We start from the raw sequence: 17,180 nt of genomic DNA, 5'->3' as shown, positions 1-17,180 counted from the left end.
GTTCCCCGAGCCCCCTCCGGGCGCGACCGTTGCGAACCTGTATGCTTGTTGGACAGGTTCGCAACCGGTCCTTGGGACAGGGTCAGGGCCCCGCGTCCCCAGCGGGAGTGCCGCCATCGGTGTCCGTGGGAGCGCCGCCCATCATCACCTCGGTCTGGCCGTCCTCGGGCGGGGTGGCCTCGGGAGAGCCGGGAGCCACCTCGCCTCCGGAGCTCACCACGCCTCCGGTGACGGGGGCGCCTCCCTCCTCGGGGGTGAACTCCAGCATCTCCACGAAGGCCTGGCCCGGCAGCCGGAAGTCCATGCCCGTCACGCGGTCGCGGCCCTGGAGCTCGAAGAGCTGCTGTGCCACCGAGCCCGCTTGGATGCGCTGATCCGAGAAGAAGACGTAGACCTTGACCGGCCCTTCCTGGAGCGGCACACGGAAGCTCGAGTTCGCGATGGGCTTGCCCGCATCGCATTTGATGGAGCGGTTCTCCCGCGTCATCGTGAGCTGCCGGATGATGCCCTTCTGCGACACCGTGTAGAGCAGGCAGTAGGGCAGTTGCCCGTCGCTGGGGACGACCTCCATCGTGGCGCCGCTCACCTTGCGGACCTGCGCACGCGTGGGCGCTCCCTCGTTGCCCTTGTTACATCCAGCTCCCAGCGCCAACGCTGCCACGGCCCATGGCCACCGCGTCATATGTCCCTCCCTGTGGCGTGGAACTTCCTTCTGCCCGGCCAGCCTAGCTTGCCCGTTGCGCTCCAGGGAGGAAGGTTCGTCCGCTGGAGGACTTTGACGCAGTGCGCGCGTCGCTCATGGGCGCTGATAGACGACGATTTGAGGCGTCTCGTCCAGGTAGAGCCCCGTCACCGGAGTCCGCGTGCCGAACGCCTGCCAGATGTTGAACTCCTGCTCGCGGAACTCCTGGTGGTACTGGTACGCGACGATGTCCGCGTCGAAGGGGCTCCACACCAGTTGCAGGTCCGGCCGCAGCATCCCGTTCTGTTGGTAGTGCTGGAACGAGTAGCCCGTCACCTCGTGCAGGTAGACGCGCGCGCCGGGCCTGGCGTGCTCGTTGATCCACGGCAGCACGCTCGTCACGTGGCTGGACCAGAACTGGCGCTGCATGCCCAGCGACGCCGCACCGGAGATGCCTCCCGCCAGCTCCGAGTAGAACGCCGTCCCATAGGGGAACACGCGCACCAGGCCGATGAGCGCTGGCGCCATGAGCAGCGCGAACACCGGCGCCGCCACCGCCGCGGAGGGCAGGGTGGGGCGGCGGACTCGCAGGCGCTCGGCCAGGGCCGTGCAGCCGCGCACCACCTCCGTGCCCGCGAGCAGGCCCAGGAAGGGCATCGACGGCAGCCAGTGCTTCACCCCGCCGAAGTGCGGCACCTGCGGGTGGCTGATGATGAGGATGGAGAACGCCGCGTTCGCCGCCACCAGCGCCTCGGTGGTGGTGGGGCGGCTCACCCAGGCGCGCGTGCGCTCCGAGAGGCTCAGCAGCCCTCGGCCCACCACGATGAGCCAGCCCAGCGCCATGGGGACGAAGAGGCTCGTGGGCACCGTGAGCGCTGTCTTCACCACCACGTAGGACAGCGGGAAAGGCGGGGCTCGCATGACGTCGCCCAGGTAGAACCAGGCGTAGTGCTCGTGCGTGGCGTGGAAGTTCAGGTACCACGCCACGCGGTCCACCGGGTGGTGCCAGAGGTAGGGCCAGTGCAGGTAGAAGATGACCGGCCCGAAGAGGGCCATGGTGGCGATGGGGATCAGCGCCCGCGCCGTCGGCTCGCTCACACGGTACAGCTCCCGCAGCACCCAGAAGGCGCACCCGGCCAGTCCCACGAAGAGCAGCGTGTGCGGGCTCAGGGGGATGAACCGTTTCTGGAAACCCGCCTGTCCGAGCGCCACGAAGAGCAGCACGTACAGAACCGTCACCGCCGCGAAGAGGCCCACGAAGCGCCAGGCCCACTCGCGCGCCTCGGTTGAGGCCTTGCTCTCCTTCCACGCGCGCCACAGGGCGAACGGCACGAGCACGAAGGGCATGAAGAGCGCGTTGTGCTTGGTGGCGATGGCCAGTCCGAACGCCACCCCGCACCACACTCCCCAGCGGCGATCCTCCATGGCTCGCCAGAAGGAGTAGATGACCAGCAGCCACATCGCCGCCACCGGCATGTCGAAGGCCGCCAGCTCGGCGTTGAAGAAGTGGCGCGGCACGAGCAGGAAGGAGAGCGCGGCGAAGAGCCCCACGGCCCGGCCGTAGACGGCGCTGCCCAGCAGGAACGTCAGCGCTGGCACCAGAGCGGCCATCCCCAGCGCTGGCAGCCGGAGCGCCGTGGCGGGACGGAGCCATCCCAGTGCCCGGTGGAACAGCAGGTGCGACAGCCCGTACAGCTCCTTCATCAGCACCGGGTGCTCGTGGTTGACGTCCCACGCTCGGACGATGGCCGAGTCCGTCATCGCCACCGAGGGCGAGTGGAAGAGCAGCCGGAACCAGTTCGCGTAGCTCTCGGAGGAGGCGAAGTAGATGCCCTCGTCTCGCACGAAGCCCACGGCCCGCTCGGTGAGGAAGAGCGCCACGAAGGCCAGCACCCATAGGCCCCAGGCGATGCGCCGCTCGTCCCTCGTGGGTGCCCGCCCCAGCATCACGGATTCCCTCCCGCGGGGCCGAGCGCGAACACGTCCAGGCACAGCTGGCGCAGCTCGGCGTTGTCCGCCTGGGACCAGATCTTCACCGTGCGGGGCTCGCCCGGAGGCAGTGCGTGCTCCGCGATCTGCACACCCGGTACCCCTTGAGGAACCACCACGTCCAGCAGCCGCTCGCCGCTGCGCGCATCGTCCACGCCCATGTGGATGGTGCTCAGGTGGGGGCGTCCGTAGGGGTACTCGAAGATGATGCCGCCCTCGATTCGCAGCCCCGTGCCGCCCGGGACGTTGTCGAACTCGGCCACCAGCCGGTCCTTGCCGCCGGGCGGGTGCATCCACAGGCAGTGGCGTGGCTCGTAGTAGATCTCATGCCACTCGGGAGCCACGTAGAGGTGGGGCGGCCCGGGGCAGCGGTGCACCCGCCCATCGAAGGGGCACGGCCGCCGCGTGCCGTCGGGAGACTCCAAGTAGACGCGGGCGCTGGCATATGACTCGGAGGCCACGAAGCGGTGCGGCCGGTAGCGGCCATTCGTGTACAGCGCCAGCGTCAGGTTCCCCGCGTGGAAGGGCTGCCCCACCGCGACCCGGTAGGGCTGGAAGGCCTTCAGGAAGTCCGACTCGTCGGCGTTTGGCAGCTGAGGCTCGCCCAGCACCCAGATTCGCGGGTGCGCGTTCAGGTCGGCCCGGTCCGAGCCGAAGTAGCCGTACACCGGCGCCTCCGGCGGCAGGTACAGCCGCGCCCGCTCCGTCCACCAGGGGAAGAGCAGCACCGCATCCCCCGGACGCAGCTCCGCCCGGAGCCGCTCGCTCACGGCGCGATAGTCCGCCTCGGAGGCGAACCGTCCCGGCAGCCGTGCGTAGAAGAGGAGGCACAGCAGCGCGACGAGCACCATCACTCCCAACTCGACCAGAGGGAGCGCTCGCAGGAGCGGCCTGTGGGCACTGTTCTCGTTCAAGACGCGCGGGACCTTATCAGCCCCTCGATGCTCGGGGGCCGGGTTCTGTCGGGGCGCGCTCGGGACGAACCTGTATGCTTGGATGACAGGTTGGGACGGAGCCGCCCCGCTCGCGATCATCAGTCCGTGGGCGTTGCGGTCCGATGATTCGTCTGGCTCAGGGCAGCTCGGGGAACCAGGACACTAGGACTTCGCGAGGCGGATCTTCTGCTCGCTCTTCTCGCGGCAGAAGGTGCAGAAGCTGGGCTCACCCGCTCCGAACGACGGCGTCCAGGGCGGGTACATCGAACAGCGCGGATCCAGACAGTGGTGCAGCTCCCACAGGTGCCCCAACTGGTGCAGAGCATGCCGCGCCACCGGCTTGAACCCCACCTCCAGGTCCTTGAACCCGGCGCTGGTGATGATCGCCTTGTCCTTGCCGAACCGCGAGAAGCCCTGCGTCGGCGCCGTGCCGCTCGGCAGCTCGCGCTCCTTCAGCTTCCGGGTCGTCAGGTACAGCACCTTGTCGTCCTTGTACGCCCGCACGCCCTTCACCGCGTCCAGCACCTTCTCGGCGTCCAGCGGCTCGGGCAGGCCCGAGGGCAAATCCACCTGGCCCGAGTGCTCGCTGCCCACGCCGAACGCCGTGTAGAGCGTCCGGCTGAACTTCGCCAACTGCTTCTCATCGTACGAGTCCAGCGTCACCACGCGAATCACGGAGCATCACCTCGGCGCAGGGCCCTCGCCCGGCGGGACTCGCCCGCCGCGGAGCCGGCTCGACTACTCGGTCTCTCCCTCGGGCTTCTTCTTCGGCGGACGGCCCCGCTTCTTCGGAGCCGCCGGCGCCGCGGCCTCACCCTCGGGCTTCGGCTTGGGCGGACGGCCTCGCTTCTTCGGCACCGCTGGCGCCGCCGCGGCCTCACCCTCGGGCTTCGGCTTGGGCGGACGGCCCCGCTTGCGCTTCGGAGGCTCGCCCTCCGCTCCCTCCGCGCCCTCGTCCGGCTCGCCCTCCGCCTTCGCGGTCTTCTTGCGAGCCGCCTTGGGCGCCTCCTCCTCGTCCTCGCCGGAGGCCTCCGCCTCTTCGCCAGAGGACTCCTCCTCCTCGGGCGGTGCCTCCTCTTCATCCGGGGGCAGATCCAGCTCGCCGTCCAGCCCCAGCAACCCGCCGTCCAGCCCCAGATCCTCGTCGTCCTCCCCGCGCGGCTTGAACTCGGCCACCGTGCGCTTGGGGCGCTCGCGGCCGGGCGGGAAGAGGACGATGTCGATCGAGTCCTCGGCGTTGACCTCGGGGATGTTCAGCGCGGCGGACACCTCGGACACCAGCAGGTGCCGGGCGTTGTCGTACAGCTCGCGCTCCTTGGTGGGCAGCGGCCGCAATTCACTGAGCACCTGCAGGCCCTTCACCACCTCGGCCAGACCCAGGATTCCGCCCTGCGTCATCCGGTCCAGGTTCGTGCGGGCCCGCTGCTTCCAATCGAGGTCGGCCTTGTCACTGTCCGAGCGGAGGAACGAGTAGATCTGTTCCACCTCCTCGGGCGTAGCCACCTTGCGCACGCCAATGGTCTGCACCTTGGCCTGCGGCACCATCACCACGGCACCATCTTCTTCACGGCGCATGGTGACGAAGGTCAGCTTCTGACCGGCCACCTCCTTCACATCGATGGCCGAGACGAGGCAGACCCCCTGGTTGGGGTACACCACCCGGTCACCGACCGCGAGCTGGAGTCCTTCTGGCATGTCCCCCTCGTGAGCGAGAGCAGCAAGCGCGCAAGCGCCGGTCGTAGCACCGAGCGGCGCCGGACGCTACGAGATTACCGGCTGAGCGCCGCGGTGCGCGTTTCCGAACGTTGGCCCGCCAGCACCGTGGTGCGCATGACTTCCTGCAGCCGCGCATCCACCCGGGCGTCGATCTCGGCGTCCGTCAGCTCGTGCTCCGGCTGGGCCGACACCCGCGAAGACAGCCCCACCGTCGCCACCACCGCCGCGCCGAACACCATGAGCGTGAGCCACTTCTTCATGTGCGTCCTCCCTGTCTCGCCCGCCGGGGCGGGCTTCCTGTGAGCCACAGGGTAGGGAAGACGCTCGGTTGATCAATTTTTCGGCTACAAGATGCTCCAGATTGCTACAGGGAGCCACACGGGCTCGGGGGCGCCCTCAGCAGCCCGAGGGCCGGGTACCGGCCACCGGGACCACCTCCACCGAGAGTGCGCCCGCATTGTCCTCCAGGTCATCGTCCGGGAAGGTGAAGCGCAGCGAGGACACCCCGGCGAAGCGGGTGGGGCGGCCGGTTTCGACGATCCGGGCCGCGCCGCGCTTCCAGGGCCCGCCGGCCTGGGCGCCGCAGCCTCCGTCCTGAAGGACGAGGACCCGGCCCACGGCCTCGCCCTGGACGCCCCGGGTCCGCGCGGGGCGGGCGGTGTCTCGGAGGCGGACCTCGTAGGTGGTGCCGGCATCCAGGCCGTGCAGGGTAAAGCTCTGATCGGGACGCGGGGTGAGCGCATGCTGCCGTGCGTCGACCATGACGGTGGCGCCGGTGCCGCTGCGCGTCTCCCGCACGTGCACCCGGAGGCTGCCCGAGCTGCCCTGCCGAGGCTGTTCTGGCACGAAGAGGTAGAGCGCGAACGCGTTGCTGACCTGCAGTTCCTCGGGCCCCAGCAGGCCGAAGGAGGCCCGCGCCGGCAGTCCTGGGCCTCCCTCCAGGAAGTAGACGACCGTGCCGAGGGCGCCACCGGCGCTGGAACTTGCTCCCACTGTGTCCTCGCTGCTCAGCGAGTACGTGCGCGAGGGATCCAGCCGCAGGCGCGCCGCGCCCGAGGGTGGCACCAGGATGGTGTGCTGCGAGGGCCTCAGCTCGAAGGCCTGCAGTGGGAAGCGGCCCTCGAGGGGCACCTGGGAAGCCGAAGCCTGGGCGGAGGTGCCCGCACGGGACTGGGCGGCCGTACGCGGGCGGGCGGGGAGCAGCTCGGCGCGGACGGCCAGGGTGGCGCCCTCATCCGCCCGGACACGCTGGCTCCAGGACTCCATGCCGATGGCGTGCACCTCGATCAGGTGTTCGCGGTCCACCGAGAGGGGGATGAGCGTGGGCGTGTGGTCCATCAGCAGCTGTCCGTCCACCCAGACAGAGGCGCCCTGGGGCGTGGAGGTGAGCTCCACAGAGAACGTCTTGTCGGTCTCGTCCGAGACGATCAGCACGGCGGCCAGCAGCGCCGCCAGCACCGGTGCGCCGAACAGCACCCAGGACAGGGGAGACAGCCACCTGCGCGGAGGCTCCGGCAGCTCCTCCGGGGGCGGTGATGCCGCGGGGAGTCGCACATACGAGGGCGCGCGCAGCCGCACGGGCTCCTGCGGCAGTTCCTTGCTCCACAGGTCCAGCTGGCTCAGGAAGTCTGGCGGCAGCCGCACCGGACGCCCTTCGGCCACCAGCTCGGACTCGAAGAGGTAGCCCATGAAGTGGGCCAGGGCGCTGGGCGGAAAGTCCGGCAGGGCCGTGTGCAGGTACGTCCCGAGCGCCTCGCCAAAGGCCTCCGCCGAGGGGTAGCGCCGATCGCGATCCACCGCCATCGCGGTGAGCAGGATGCGCTCCAGCTCCGGGGGCACGCGCGGGTTGAGGGTGCGCGGGGAAGGGAAGTCACCCCGGGCGATGCGCTGGAGCACCTCCATCCGCTCGCCCTGCCAGGGGAGCCTCCCACAGAGCATCTCGTACAGCACCACGCCCGCGGCGAAGATGTCCGCACGCGCATCCAGCTCGCGGCCCTGGGCCTGCTCCGGCGCGAAGTAGAGGTACTTGCCCTGGGTCGCCGTGGCCGCGGCATCCATCCGGCTGGCCAGCCGCGCCCGGGCGATGCCGAAGTCCACCAACTTCACCTGGCCCTCGTAGCCCAGCAGCACGTTCTGCGGGCTGACGTCCCGGTGGACGATGTTGAGCGGGCGCCCGCTGTCATCCAGCCGGTTATGCGCGTACGCCAGGCCTTGGAGCATCTGCGTGGCGGCCAGCAGCGCCAGCGGCACCGGCAGCGCCTCCAGGTCCTTCTCTCGCGCGCGGCGCAGCACCGTGGACAGCGGCTGGCCGTGCACCCACTCCATGGCCAGGTAGAACTCGCCGTCCACCTCGCCGAAGTCGAACACGTGGGCGATGTTGCCGTGGTTCAGCCCCACCGCGATGCGCGCCTCGTTGATGAACATGGAGACGAAGGAGGCGTTGTCGGCGTAGTGCGGTAGGATCTTCTTGATGACCACCTGCTTGGTGACACCCGCCGCGGCCGTCATGCGCGCGAGATAGAGCTCCGACATCCCGCCCACCGCGATGCGGTCGAGCAGCAGGTACTTGCCGAACTCATGGCCCTCGGCCGACAGCTGCACGTTCGTCTTGGCTCCTTTCGGGCAGGCCCCTTGCAGCGCTTGCATCACTGCATGTCCTCATGAGGAGCCGCCAGAAGCTATCATGCAGATCTGTCTGACCTGCCCTGAGAGATCATCGTTGAACTCGCCTGCCCGCTTTCTTGCAGTTGCCCTCCTGCTCATGGCCTCCCGTACGCTGGCGGGGCCGGCCGTCTTGCTTTTCCCGGCGCTCGGGAAGGGCGACGGGGTGATTCTGCAGGGCCGTGTGCTGAAGGAAGCGCCCTCCCAAGGCAGCTCCGTGCTCTCGCGCAACCTGCGCCGCCTCACCGCTCCCAACTGGGAGGGAGCCAAGGTGGAGGTCTCCTTTCAGGGCGTCACTGCCATCGTGACGAGCGGGCATGATGGGAACTTCGAGGTGACCCTGCCACCGGCCCCGGGCTCCACCTTCCGGGCGGGATTCGCCCTGGCCGAGGCCAAGGTGGCGGGCGTCAGCGCTCAGGCCCGCGTCGAGGTCGTCGCGGACACTACACCGTTTCTCGTCATCTCGGACTTCGACGACACGATCGCTGTTACGCAGGTCGTCAACAAGGCGAAGCTGGTGGAGTCGGCCTTCCTCAAGGACTCGGACACGCAGGCGGTGGTGCCAGGGATGGCCGCTTTCTATGGATGCCTGAAGGCGCCCACATCTCCATCCTTCGCGCTGGTGAGCGGCTCGCCGGTGCAGTTCGTGCCGCGCATCTCCTCGTTCCTGGGTCGGCATGGCTTTCCCCCGCTCGGGTTGTACTTGAGGGACCTGGGACCGGGAACTCTCTCCAATTACAAGCAGCCCGTCATTCGACGGTTGCTGCAGCAATTTTCACAGCCGGTAGTGCTGGTAGGAGACTCAGGGGAGAAGGATCCGGAGGTGTATGCGCAGATCCGTGAGGAGTTCCCCGGGCGGGTGAAGGCTATCTACATCCGCGACGCGGGCCGGACGGAGAATGCCAGCCGCTTCCAAGACATGGTCCTCTTCCACGATGCGAGCGAGGCCGCCGAGCACGCCTCGAAGAGCGGGCTGGCCAACGCGGAGTGTGTGGCTGCGGCGTTCCCGTCGAAGATGCCCACGGCGGAGCAGACGGTTCCATGAGGCGGCTCGGGCCGGGGCTGCTCCTGGTGGTGTTGGGAGGGGTAGGGTGCAAGGAGGAGAAGCCGGCCCCACCGCTTACATCCCTGGCCCCCGCACCGCTGGCTCCGCTCGTGGCCGAGCCCACGGATGCGGGCGTGGCGGATGACGCGGTGTTCCGCGTCAAGGCCGCGGAGGTGTACGGCTCGGAGGTCCCCGCGAAGGCGCTGCGGCTGGAACTGGCGGGAGAGTCCGTCCAACTCGGGAGCGAGCGCTTCACGCCGGTCCATCCCGGAGAGCTCGCGCGGCTGGTGGAGCGCATCCAGGGCAAGGCGGTGCTCGTGGTGCCGGATGCGGACACCTTCTTCGCGCAGTCGTCGGAGCTGCTCGAGGCGCTGAGGGACTCGGCGGGCGAGGTGTGGCTGAAGCACCCGGACGCGGAGGTGGCCTACCGGCTCGTGCTGCGGGACGAGGATGGCTTCCGCGCGTGGCTGGCGGAGGTGGCTCCGGGCAAGCTGCGCATCATCCAGCGCTCGGATGGCTTCGAGTTGACCACGAGTGTGGGCAAGCTGCCGGGAGGAGACCCCAATGGGCCCTCCGTGCCCGTGCGAGGGGGCAAGCAGGACATCGCCACGCTGCGCAGGGGGCTGGAGCGCCTGAAGGGCCGGTTCAAGACGGCGGAGGACATCTGCCTGGTGCCCTCGTTCGGCACGGAGGTGGCGCAGGCGGCTCGGGCCCTCAGTGGCATCTACACCGCGCCGGGCGAGCCCCTCTTCGATGCGCTCTGCCTCATCTATCCCAATCCTCCCCGGCGTTTGGACGGGGGCTAAGGGGCTGAAATCCAAGGGGTTTCCGGTTCCTGATTACCCCTGTCACGCCTGCGCGCGCTGGCTCGTCTCCCGGGCGAAAAACAAGGAGAGGTCATCATGCGCATCGTCATCCTGGGCGGCGGTTATGCAGGCGTCATCTGTGCACTTCGGCTCGCGCGGCGCACGCGCGGGCAGGATTCCATCACGCTGGTGAGCGCGAGCCCGTCCCTCGTGGATCGCATCCGGTTGCACCAGCAGGCGGCCGGGCAGGATCTGGGGAAGCATGGGCTCGCGGAGCTGCTCGCGGGCTCTGGTGTCACGCTGAAGATCGGCCGGGTCACCCGCATCGACCCTCGAGGCTCCCTCTACCTGGGCGACGAGCGGCTCGCCTTCGAGCAGTTGGTGGTGGCAATCGGCTCCCGGGTGGACGTGGACAGTGTGCCGGGAGTCCGTGAGCACGCCTTCACGCTGGATGCTGCTTCGGCGGGAGAGCTCGCCGCGCGCCTGCCGTCCATCGCTGCGCGGGGTGGACGGCTGCTCGTCATCGGCGGAGGGCTCACGGGGATCGAAGGCGCAACCGAGCTCGCCGAGGCCCACCCGGGCCTCCAGGTCACGCTGCTCTCCTCCGGAGAGCTGGGAGAGAATCTCTCGGAGGCCGGACGCACGCACCTGTACGAAGCCCTCCGCCGGCTCGGCGTCACCGTTCAGAAGGGGCAGGTGCGGCGGATCCAGGCCGGCTCCGTCGAACTCGCGGATCGCAGCCTGCCCTTCGATGCGTGCCTGTGGGCCGGTGGCTTCGTCGTCCCCGAACTGGTGCGTCAGTCCGGGCTGCCCGTGAATTCACGCGGACAGCTCCTGGTGGATCCGTGCCTGCGCGTCATCGGCCACGAGAACATCCACGGCATTGGGGACGCCGCTGCGCTCGTCGAGCCGCCTTCCCACATGCTCATGGGCTGCAAGACCGCCATTCCCATGGGAGTCCAGGTCGCCGAGAACCTCGCACGGCTCTCGCGAGGAGAGGATCCGCTGCCCTTCGACTATGTGGACACGGCCTTCTGCATCAGCCTGGGCCGCCGTGACGGGCTGCTCCAGCCCTACCGCCTGGATGGCTCGCCGACGCCCTGGTTGCTCCGCGGCCGCATGGGCGCCTGGCTCAAGGAGCAGGTCTGCCGTTTCGTGGTCACGTCCCTGCGGTTCGAGCGCATGGGCCTGAACATCGTTGCCTGGCGGAAGACGGGCCGGAAGCTCTCGCCTGTCGCCTCGCAGCAGGGGACACTGGCGGCATGAACGACGGAGCCCTGGAATCGTTCGAAGCCCATCGGCCCGCGATGATCGCCATCGCCTACCGGATGCTCGGCTCGGTCGCCGAGGCCGAGGACATCGTCCAGGAGGCCTGGCTGCGTTGGCAGGACACACCCCGCGAGGAGGTGCGCTCGGAGCGGGCGTTCCTCTCCACCGTGGTGACCCGGCTGTGCCTCGATCGCCTCAAGAGCGCTCAGGCCACTCGCGAGGAGTATGTCGGCCCGTGGCTCCCCGAGCCCATGCGTACGGCGGACACACCGGTGGATCCCGAGTCCATCTCGCTCGCGTTCCTGGTGCTGCTCGAGAGCCTGTCGCCCGTGGAGCGCGCCGTGTACTTGCTGCACGAGGTGTTCGGCTACAGCCACTCCGAGGTCTCCGAGATGGTCGGCAAGGAGGAGGCCGCCTGCCGCCAGAGCCTGCACCGGGCCCGCGAGCACATCCGGGCGCGGCGGCCGCGTTTCGCTCCCTCCAAGGAGTCCCATGAGCGGTTGGTGACGGGCTTCATGTCCGCCTGCCTCAGCGGGGACCTGGACGGGCTCAAGCGCCTGCTCGCGCATGACGTGACGAGCTGGGCCGATGGTGGCGGCAAGGTCCGGGGGGCGTCGCTCAACCCCGTCCGGGGAGCCGACGCCGTGGCCCGCCTGTTCCTCGGGTTGATGAAGAAGGTCCCCTTCGATCTCAAGCCGGAGTTCGCCGAGTTCAACGGGTGGCCCGCGCTGGTGTTCCGGGTCAACGGCGCGGTCTTCGATGTCATGACCTTCGAGACGGATGGCGAGCACATCCACGCCATCCGCTCGATCCTCAATCCGGAGAAGCTCGCCCGGGTGTGAACCCCGGGCTGGCTCCGCGCGTTACTGCACCCGGAACAGCGCGCTGGAAGTCGTGGCGCCGGAGAGGGGCACGACGAGGGTGAACCACACCCGCTCCGGGCGCAGCCCTCCAGGCGAGGTCTGAGCCGTGAGCTGCAGGTGATAGTCCTTGCCCGGTGTGAGGATTCCGGGAGGCACGCTCACACTGCGGTCGTCAGGGCCCAGGTAGAAACGGGTCACGGGCCTGAGGAAGTCGTTGCTCGGTTCGAGACTGTAGATCGCCAGCGTGTAGCTCGTCGGGGTCCCCAGCTCGGGGGGATCCCACGTCACCAGCGGCGTGGCCGAGCCCAGGAGCTGCGGAGTGGTTGCGGCAATCCCGTCCACCTTGAAGTTCCTCGGCAGCGAGATGCGGGGACGGACCGGCGTGGTTGCCAGATCGCTCACGGCTTCGGTCGAGGCGAAGCTCTCGCTGGCCCGGTAGGTCCTGCTCCCATCAGGGTTCGTGACGTCGAAGGCGTAGGTGCTGGTGAACATGGCGATCGCATCCCAGGTAGCGGGGTAGGGATTGCCATAGGCGAGCTCCTTCACCCGCGGCGTCTGCGCGTCGCGGGGCTGAGCCGAATAGGACAGCATGGGGCTGGGGGAGTAGTCGATCCACCCGTCCTGGGCTGTCTTGAGCGCGGGATACACCTCGACCTGCCCGGAGGTGAAAGGCGAGCTCGCGGACGCGATGCGCAGCGCGTTGAACTCATCGCGGCGCCAGTCGAAGCGCACGGTCTGCTGGGGCGCCGGCTGCAGGGCGGCCTGGACGGAGAGCGTGCCGCCGTCGAACGCGAAGGGATTCAGGTCTGCCGCGCGCGTCAGCGACGTGTAGAGCGAGGGGGTGCCGCCGTCCCCCTCGACGCCCGCATCGCGCTCCACGGTCTGGACCACCCAGGCACTGTCTCCCCGGGCCGGATCGAACCGAGGGACTTTCCCGTAGTCCGACCAGTACTGGGCATCCGTCGTCACGAGCGAGGTCTGCCCGTCGCCCAGTTGCTGCTGAAGGTCGAAGGAGCCGCTCTCCTCGATGTCCAGTGAGTGGAAGCGCAGCGTGGATGCGGTGGGCGAGAGCGGATCCGGGGTCGGCTCGAGCCCGGTGAGGTTGAAGCTCGTGGGGGTGGGCGTCTGGAAGAACACGCTGCCCCGGCCCGGCACGCCGTAGCGCCGAGCGCTGATGTCCACCGAGCGCCACGAGATGGAGTAGTAGTTGGCGACGTTCTTCACCAGGTAGCTGCCCGGCGGAGCATCGAAGCGGAGACGGCCGGGTTCGACGATGGTGCCCGTAATGGCGGTCCCGCCGTCCTTGGGGACCAGTTGTGTGGAGGCGGTGTTGAAGTTGTAGGGCGAGGACTGGATGCCATTGCGCGTGTGGTAGACGTCGATCTGCGTCAGGAGCACCTGCGTGTTGGGATCGAAAATGCTGGCGTCCGGCGTACCGGAGTCCGGCGTGCCCGCGTCGCCCGTGCCGCCATCGTCCGGCGGAACGCAGGTCTTGACCGGCTCATCCTTGCACTTGGGCTCGTCGTCACTGCAGCCCAGCACCCCGACGGTCAGGGCCGCGGTGAGAATCCAGGGCGCAGGCGAGGATCGCCTGCGAGCGTGTGGTGTTGAATCCATGAAGTAGTACCCCCTCTTGCGTTGAAACCCCGCCGTGACGCATCGCGCCTCCAGCGGAGGGGGCGGACTGTATGTGCAACGCAGTGGCTAGAGCCAGTCCGAAGCCTTACGGCGTGGTAAGGCGGATGCTCACGTCGTCGTACCAACCAGCGCCGATGCCCGTCCACACGGTCTCCGCCCACACGTCTCCGTAGCTGATGGAGTCGGGCAGGAAGGGGTAGCCGCCATTGAAGGCCACCTGCCCGTCGATGGAGAGCGTCAGCGAGCTGCCGCTCCAGGCGAAGCGGTACTCATGCCAGCCCAGGCTGCGGGCGATGTTGGTGGTGGCGTACGTCGTCCCGACGCGGCGGCTGTAGTTGCACGGCGAGTTGTTGGTGATGACGCCGAGCATCGCGGTGGACGCGCCCCCAGCTCCTGTCTGGATGAAGGCCACCTGGCTCTTGGAGACGTTGTTCGAGCAGCCTCCCATGTCGTCGTAGAACCAGAGGGAGACTTCTCCGTCCGCGACGCCCGTGAAGAAGGTGTTCGCCGCGCCCCGCTTCCGAGCGTCCGAGGCCGGATCCGACTTGAGGCTCGTGGAACCGAGGTGAGCGCGCTCGTTCGTGTACTCCATTCGGCCCACGGCCTCGAAGCCGTCCGAGACGGTGGCGGTTCCCGCCACGGCGGACGAGGCGGACAGCGCCGCGACGGTGATGGCGGACAGGTGCGCTCGATGCGTGCCGTTCATGGTGTGTCCTCGTCGGGCGGCGCAAATTACTGGCATTCCCTGGAAAGTCGAGTCCCCTCTTTTCTCCAGTTCATGCCGGCGCTCGATAGGCAACACCGTTGCAATGCGCGTGGCCTCACGGCAGCGAGGTATCTCGCGCCGAGACGCACTCCGCCCAGTCCCCCCGGGGAGTACGCAGCGTGGCTCAGAGGAAGAGCGCGGCGCTCAGGGAATGCGGGTCAGCGCTTCCTGACCGAAGCTGACGCGCGCCCACCACGGTCCGGGGGGCAGGGCGTCCAGTCCCAGCAGCGCTTCCAGCCGCTGGGCCGTGTCCGCGGGAAGGTTCTCCCGGAACGAGACACCGAAGATGGGCGTCACCGGAGAGTGCGCCCGGAAGGCCGTGGACGTCCACACCACCTCGCCCGGCAGCAGCAGCGGACCCGGCGCCAGCTCCATCTCCAGCAGGAACGGCGTGCCCACCTTCACGATGGCCGGCAGCGATTGCGCATCCACCTCCATGCCGACGCCACCGCGAGAGATGTCCCGCACGTAGAACGCCGGAGAGAAGGGCGTGGCCTCGATGGCCCGCACGTTCAGCGGCACGCGCGGGTAGCGCCGCATCTTCTCCTGCTCCTGCGCGAAGATGCGCTGCAGCACCGCATCCAGCGCCGCGCGATCCACGTCCGTCGCGTACTTCACCGTCAGGTGGTAGCGCCCACCGGGCCGCGGCGACACGTTCACCACCTCGCCCACCACTTCCACAGGCTGCGCCACACCCTCGGCCTGCATCTCGAAGACGAAGCGCGTGCCGCGCGACAGGCTGCGGCGCGTCTCGAGGGTGACGCTCCCCTGTCCGACACTCCGGGTGTACTCGTCGATGAGCGCCTCGGGAGTCTTGTAGCTCACCTTCAGGCGAACACTGGAATCGTGCGGAGAGATCTGCATGCGCGGGCTCACCCCTATGGTCGGGCGGGGGAGCGAAAAAGACAAGGCCGGGCCTCCCTCACGGGTAGCCCGGCCTTTCCATGTTTCACCCGTTACGCCAGGGTGATCACGACTTGCCGCTGTCGTCCGCCGGGAGGCCGCCATCCAGGGTGATGGAGAGCGACTCGTTGGCGTAGGTGTAGCTGCCCTGGGACGTCTTGATGGTGCCATCGAGCGTGAGGCGCACGGTGCCCGAGGTGGCGCCGGTGTCCGTGGCGGAGAAGGTCTCGGTGATGTCGGCGTCGAGGTAGTCGTCGATGTCGCCGCTGATCTCGAGCTTCCCCTTCAGGCGCATGGCCAGATCGACCGAGGTCTGCGAGGCCTCGATGCTGTACTCCAGCGTGAGCTTGCCGTCGAAGCTGTTGACGCCGTCCTGGGTGCAGTCCTTGTACTCGGTGTCGTACTTGAACGAGCCGGCCTGGTTGCCCGTGGTCGTCAGGTCCAGCTTGAGCGTGACCGAGCCGCCCTTGGCGCAGTCGACGCTGAACTCCAGGGCGCCCGTGGCGGCGCCGGCGGCCATCTGCCGCATCAGGGACTGGCCGTTCTTCTGGCCTCCCATGCCCGCGGGCTGGCTGGCCGAGAACAGGGCCTTGGCGGCGCCCTCCTTGCCACCACCGAGCTTGGCGCCGTCGCCGCCTCCACAGGCAACGAGAGCGGTGGTCGCGGCAGCGAGGAGCGAGGAACGAACAAAGCGGAACATGTGCTGAGCCTCCAAAAGGGACGGGCGCCAGGCGCCCTCCCATGCGGCCCGTCCTCCCGGCGAGGACGAGCGGCTTCCCCCCATGGGGAAGGCCTCGCGGACTTAGCAGAGCCCTGAACGGGCGAGCAATGCGCACTCCCCCTTAGATGCGCGCCCCAGGCCGCCAGGCAGGGCCGATCCATGCCTGTTGCATTTCTTGACCCGGTGGGAAGCCGCGCGTATTTTCCGCGCCGCGGTGGCAAGGAGTGGGAAGGAGTGGCGGGAAATCCCGTGCCGTGGTGGGGCGGTGGCACGCTCCTGAGGGGAAGCGCTCCACGTGTTCCGTGGCGTCTATGAGCACCAGATCGACGCGAAGGGGCGGACCAGCCTCCCTGCGAGGCTGCGGGAGACGCTGGCGGGCGCGTATGACGAGCGCCTCATCCTCACTACCGCGCTTGATCCGTGCCTCCACGCGTACCCGGTGCGCGAGTGGGAGGCGCTCGAGACGGCGCTGGGCAAGCGCAACCCCATGGAGCCAGGGGTGAAGACGTTGATGCGGCTCTACGTGGCCAGTGCCCAGGAGTGCCCGCTGGACAAGATGGGCCGCGTCCTGGTGCCCCCCGCGCTGCGCGCGCACGCGGGGCTGGAGAAGGAAGTGGTGTGGGTGGGGATGGTGAAGGTCATCGAACTGTGGAGCCGCGCCGGTTGGGCCAAGGCCCAGGAAGACGCCCGGGCCGCGGCCGACTCGGCGGATGTCGCCCGCGTGCTCTCAGAGCTGCGGCAGTAGCCAGTTTCTCGACGGATTCCGGAAACACACCCAAGATTGTAGGGAGATGTATGAATCAGGTATCGGAGGCGAGGCGGGCATTCACGGCGGTCGCCAGTGGCGACCGGGTGGAGACGCTCATGCTCGAGGGGGAGCTGGGCGAGCAGGATCTGGCGCGGGTGTGCGAGGAGCTCACGCAGCGGCTGCAGCGGGGCATGCGCCAGATGGTGGTGGACTTCTCCGAGGTGGGGCACCTGGACTACCGCGGTGTTCGGCCGCTGATGGCGCGCAGCGAGGCGTTCCGCCGCGCCGGTGGGGACATCAAGCTGTCCGGCCTGTCTCCTTATATCTCCGCCATCTTCCGGGCCGCGGGGGCACACGATCGGTTCGAGGTGTACCCGCATATGAACGATGCCCGGGCGGCGTTCGCCCTCATGCGGGCTCCCTTCGTCTAGCGCCAGG

The 17,180-nt window shown here is 68.6% G+C and carries 17 protein-coding genes; 6 read left to right on the top strand and 11 right to left on the bottom strand.

The features are described from left to right. Positions 1 to 82: 82 nt before the first annotated feature. From KY501_RS22210 to KY501_RS22180, 7 genes are all read right to left on the bottom strand, one after another. Positions 83 to 682, bottom strand: a complete 600-nt coding sequence (locus tag KY501_RS22210) for a hypothetical protein (RefSeq protein ID WP_224365238.1) — start codon at positions 680 to 682, stop codon at positions 83 to 85. A 114-nt stretch (positions 683 to 796) separates the two neighbouring features. Next, positions 797 to 2,629: an ArnT family glycosyltransferase gene (locus KY501_RS22205; protein WP_224365366.1), complete on the bottom strand. Its 1,833-nt coding sequence runs from the start codon at positions 2,627 to 2,629 to the stop codon at positions 797 to 799. Further along, positions 2,629 to 3,522 carry a hypothetical protein gene (locus tag KY501_RS22200; protein ID WP_224365365.1) on the bottom strand — a complete coding sequence of 298 codons (894 nt, stop codon included), beginning with the start codon at positions 3,520 to 3,522 and terminating at the stop codon, positions 2,629 to 2,631. The genes KY501_RS22205 and KY501_RS22200 overlap by 1 nt, the downstream gene beginning before the upstream one ends. A gap of 246 nt (positions 3,523 to 3,768) precedes the next feature. Further along, the gene (locus KY501_RS22195) at positions 3,769 to 4,281 is read right to left on the bottom strand and encodes a zinc metalloprotease (RefSeq protein ID WP_224365237.1); all 513 of its coding nucleotides are present in this window, start codon (positions 4,279 to 4,281) and stop codon (positions 3,769 to 3,771) included. Between the two features lie 63 nt (positions 4,282 to 4,344). Further along, positions 4,345 to 5,301 carry a CarD family transcriptional regulator gene (locus KY501_RS22190; RefSeq protein ID WP_224365236.1) on the bottom strand — a complete coding sequence of 319 codons (957 nt, stop codon included), beginning with the start codon at positions 5,299 to 5,301 and terminating at the stop codon, positions 4,345 to 4,347. Positions 5,302 to 5,375: 74 nt separating this feature from the next. Then, positions 5,376 to 5,582: a hypothetical protein gene (locus KY501_RS22185; RefSeq protein WP_224365235.1), complete on the bottom strand. Its 207-nt coding sequence runs from the start codon at positions 5,580 to 5,582 to the stop codon at positions 5,376 to 5,378. Positions 5,583 to 5,718: 136 nt separating this feature from the next. Beyond that, positions 5,719 to 7,968 (bottom strand): serine/threonine-protein kinase, encoded by a 2,250-nt coding sequence (locus KY501_RS22180; RefSeq protein WP_224365234.1) that lies wholly within the window; start codon positions 7,966 to 7,968, stop codon positions 5,719 to 5,721. A gap of 115 nt (positions 7,969 to 8,083) precedes the next feature. Here KY501_RS22180 and KY501_RS22175 point away from each other — a divergent pair, with 115 nt between their 5' ends. The 4 genes from KY501_RS22175 (at position 8,084) to KY501_RS22160 (ending at position 11,945) form a co-directional block, all read left to right on the top strand. Beyond that, positions 8,084 to 9,028 (top strand): phosphatase domain-containing protein, encoded by a 945-nt coding sequence (locus tag KY501_RS22175; protein WP_224365233.1) that lies wholly within the window; start codon positions 8,084 to 8,086, stop codon positions 9,026 to 9,028. Continuing rightward, positions 9,025 to 9,834, top strand: coding sequence for a hypothetical protein (locus KY501_RS22170; protein WP_224365232.1), 810 nt, complete (start codon positions 9,025 to 9,027; stop codon positions 9,832 to 9,834). Before KY501_RS22175 ends, KY501_RS22170 begins: the two co-directional genes overlap by 4 nt. Before the next feature lie 96 nt (positions 9,835 to 9,930). Next, entirely contained in the window at positions 9,931 to 11,100 is a 1,170-nt protein-coding gene (locus KY501_RS22165) for an NAD(P)/FAD-dependent oxidoreductase (protein WP_224365231.1), read from the top strand. Further along, complete coding sequence (locus KY501_RS22160; protein WP_224365230.1) at positions 11,097 to 11,945, top strand: RNA polymerase sigma-70 factor; 849 nt, start codon at positions 11,097 to 11,099, stop codon at positions 11,943 to 11,945. Before KY501_RS22165 ends, KY501_RS22160 begins: the two co-directional genes overlap by 4 nt. Positions 11,946 to 11,966: 21 nt before the next feature. On the opposite strand, the gene KY501_RS22155 is transcribed toward KY501_RS22160, so the two are convergent. From KY501_RS22155 to KY501_RS22140, 4 genes are all read right to left on the bottom strand, one after another. Continuing rightward, a complete protein-coding gene (locus tag KY501_RS22155; protein ID WP_224365229.1) occupies positions 11,967 to 13,583 on the bottom strand; it encodes a hypothetical protein in 1,617 nt (538 codons plus the stop codon). Between the two features lie 106 nt (positions 13,584 to 13,689). Next, on the bottom strand, positions 13,690 to 14,310 hold the full coding sequence (locus KY501_RS22150; RefSeq protein WP_224365228.1) for a hypothetical protein: 621 nt from the start codon (positions 14,308 to 14,310) through the stop codon (positions 13,690 to 13,692). A gap of 204 nt (positions 14,311 to 14,514) precedes the next feature. Beyond that, positions 14,515 to 15,234 carry a PilZ domain-containing protein gene (locus tag KY501_RS22145; RefSeq protein WP_224365227.1) on the bottom strand — a complete coding sequence of 240 codons (720 nt, stop codon included), beginning with the start codon at positions 15,232 to 15,234 and terminating at the stop codon, positions 14,515 to 14,517. Between the two features lie 106 nt (positions 15,235 to 15,340). Continuing rightward, the gene (locus KY501_RS22140) at positions 15,341 to 15,973 is read right to left on the bottom strand and encodes a hypothetical protein (protein ID WP_224365226.1); all 633 of its coding nucleotides are present in this window, start codon (positions 15,971 to 15,973) and stop codon (positions 15,341 to 15,343) included. Between the two features lie 316 nt (positions 15,974 to 16,289). Here KY501_RS22140 and mraZ point away from each other — a divergent pair, with 316 nt between their 5' ends. Together mraZ and KY501_RS22130 are read left to right on the top strand one after the other, a co-directional pair. Then, the gene (gene mraZ / locus KY501_RS22135) at positions 16,290 to 16,739 is read left to right on the top strand and encodes a division/cell wall cluster transcriptional repressor MraZ (protein WP_224365225.1); all 450 of its coding nucleotides are present in this window, start codon (positions 16,290 to 16,292) and stop codon (positions 16,737 to 16,739) included. A gap of 50 nt (positions 16,740 to 16,789) precedes the next feature. Then, the gene (locus tag KY501_RS22130) at positions 16,790 to 17,173 is read left to right on the top strand and encodes an STAS domain-containing protein (RefSeq protein ID WP_224365224.1); all 384 of its coding nucleotides are present in this window, start codon (positions 16,790 to 16,792) and stop codon (positions 17,171 to 17,173) included. Positions 17,174 to 17,180 lie beyond the last annotated feature (7 nt).

Source organism: Hyalangium versicolor (assembly GCF_020103695.1).
GTDB classification, from domain to species: Bacteria; Myxococcota; Myxococcia; order Myxococcales; family Myxococcaceae; genus Hyalangium; species Hyalangium versicolor.
Note: the sequence above shows the minus strand (reverse complement) of the source record. Positions and strands in the feature narration are given on the sequence as shown.

What these genes read in the sequence shown, in the direction of transcription:
- KY501_RS22200 (WP_224365365.1), bottom strand. Translation starts at nt 3,522, where the DNA reads ATGGTGCTCGTCGCGCTGCTGTGCCTCCTCTTCTACGCACGGCTGCCG.
- KY501_RS22150 (WP_224365228.1), bottom strand. Translation starts at nt 14,310, where the DNA reads ATGAACGGCACGCATCGAGCGCACCTGTCCGCCATCACCGTCGCGGCG.
- KY501_RS22140 (WP_224365226.1), bottom strand. Translation starts at nt 15,973, where the DNA reads ATGTTCCGCTTTGTTCGTTCCTCGCTCCTCGCTGCCGCGACCACCGCT.
- KY501_RS22145 (WP_224365227.1), bottom strand. Translation starts at nt 15,234, where the DNA reads ATGCAGATCTCTCCGCACGATTCCAGTGTTCGCCTGAAGGTGAGCTAC.
- KY501_RS22170 (WP_224365232.1), top strand. Translation starts at nt 9,025, where the DNA reads ATGAGGCGGCTCGGGCCGGGGCTGCTCCTGGTGGTGTTGGGAGGGGTA.
- KY501_RS22210 (WP_224365238.1), bottom strand. Translation starts at nt 682, where the DNA reads ATGACGCGGTGGCCATGGGCCGTGGCAGCGTTGGCGCTGGGAGCTGGA.
- KY501_RS22205 (WP_224365366.1), bottom strand. Translation starts at nt 2,629, where the DNA reads ATGCTGGGGCGGGCACCCACGAGGGACGAGCGGCGCATCGCCTGGGGC.
- KY501_RS22165 (WP_224365231.1), top strand. Translation starts at nt 9,931, where the DNA reads ATGCGCATCGTCATCCTGGGCGGCGGTTATGCAGGCGTCATCTGTGCA.
- KY501_RS22155 (WP_224365229.1), bottom strand. Translation starts at nt 13,583, where the DNA reads ATGGATTCAACACCACACGCTCGCAGGCGATCCTCGCCTGCGCCCTGG.
- KY501_RS22160 (WP_224365230.1), top strand. Translation starts at nt 11,097, where the DNA reads ATGAACGACGGAGCCCTGGAATCGTTCGAAGCCCATCGGCCCGCGATG.
- KY501_RS22130 (WP_224365224.1), top strand. Translation starts at nt 16,790, where the DNA reads ATGAATCAGGTATCGGAGGCGAGGCGGGCATTCACGGCGGTCGCCAGT.
- KY501_RS22175 (WP_224365233.1), top strand. Translation starts at nt 8,084, where the DNA reads ATGGCCTCCCGTACGCTGGCGGGGCCGGCCGTCTTGCTTTTCCCGGCG.
- KY501_RS22185 (WP_224365235.1), bottom strand. Translation starts at nt 5,582, where the DNA reads ATGAAGAAGTGGCTCACGCTCATGGTGTTCGGCGCGGCGGTGGTGGCG.
- KY501_RS22190 (WP_224365236.1), bottom strand. Translation starts at nt 5,301, where the DNA reads ATGCCAGAAGGACTCCAGCTCGCGGTCGGTGACCGGGTGGTGTACCCC.
- KY501_RS22180 (WP_224365234.1), bottom strand. Translation starts at nt 7,968, where the DNA reads ATGCAAGCGCTGCAAGGGGCCTGCCCGAAAGGAGCCAAGACGAACGTG.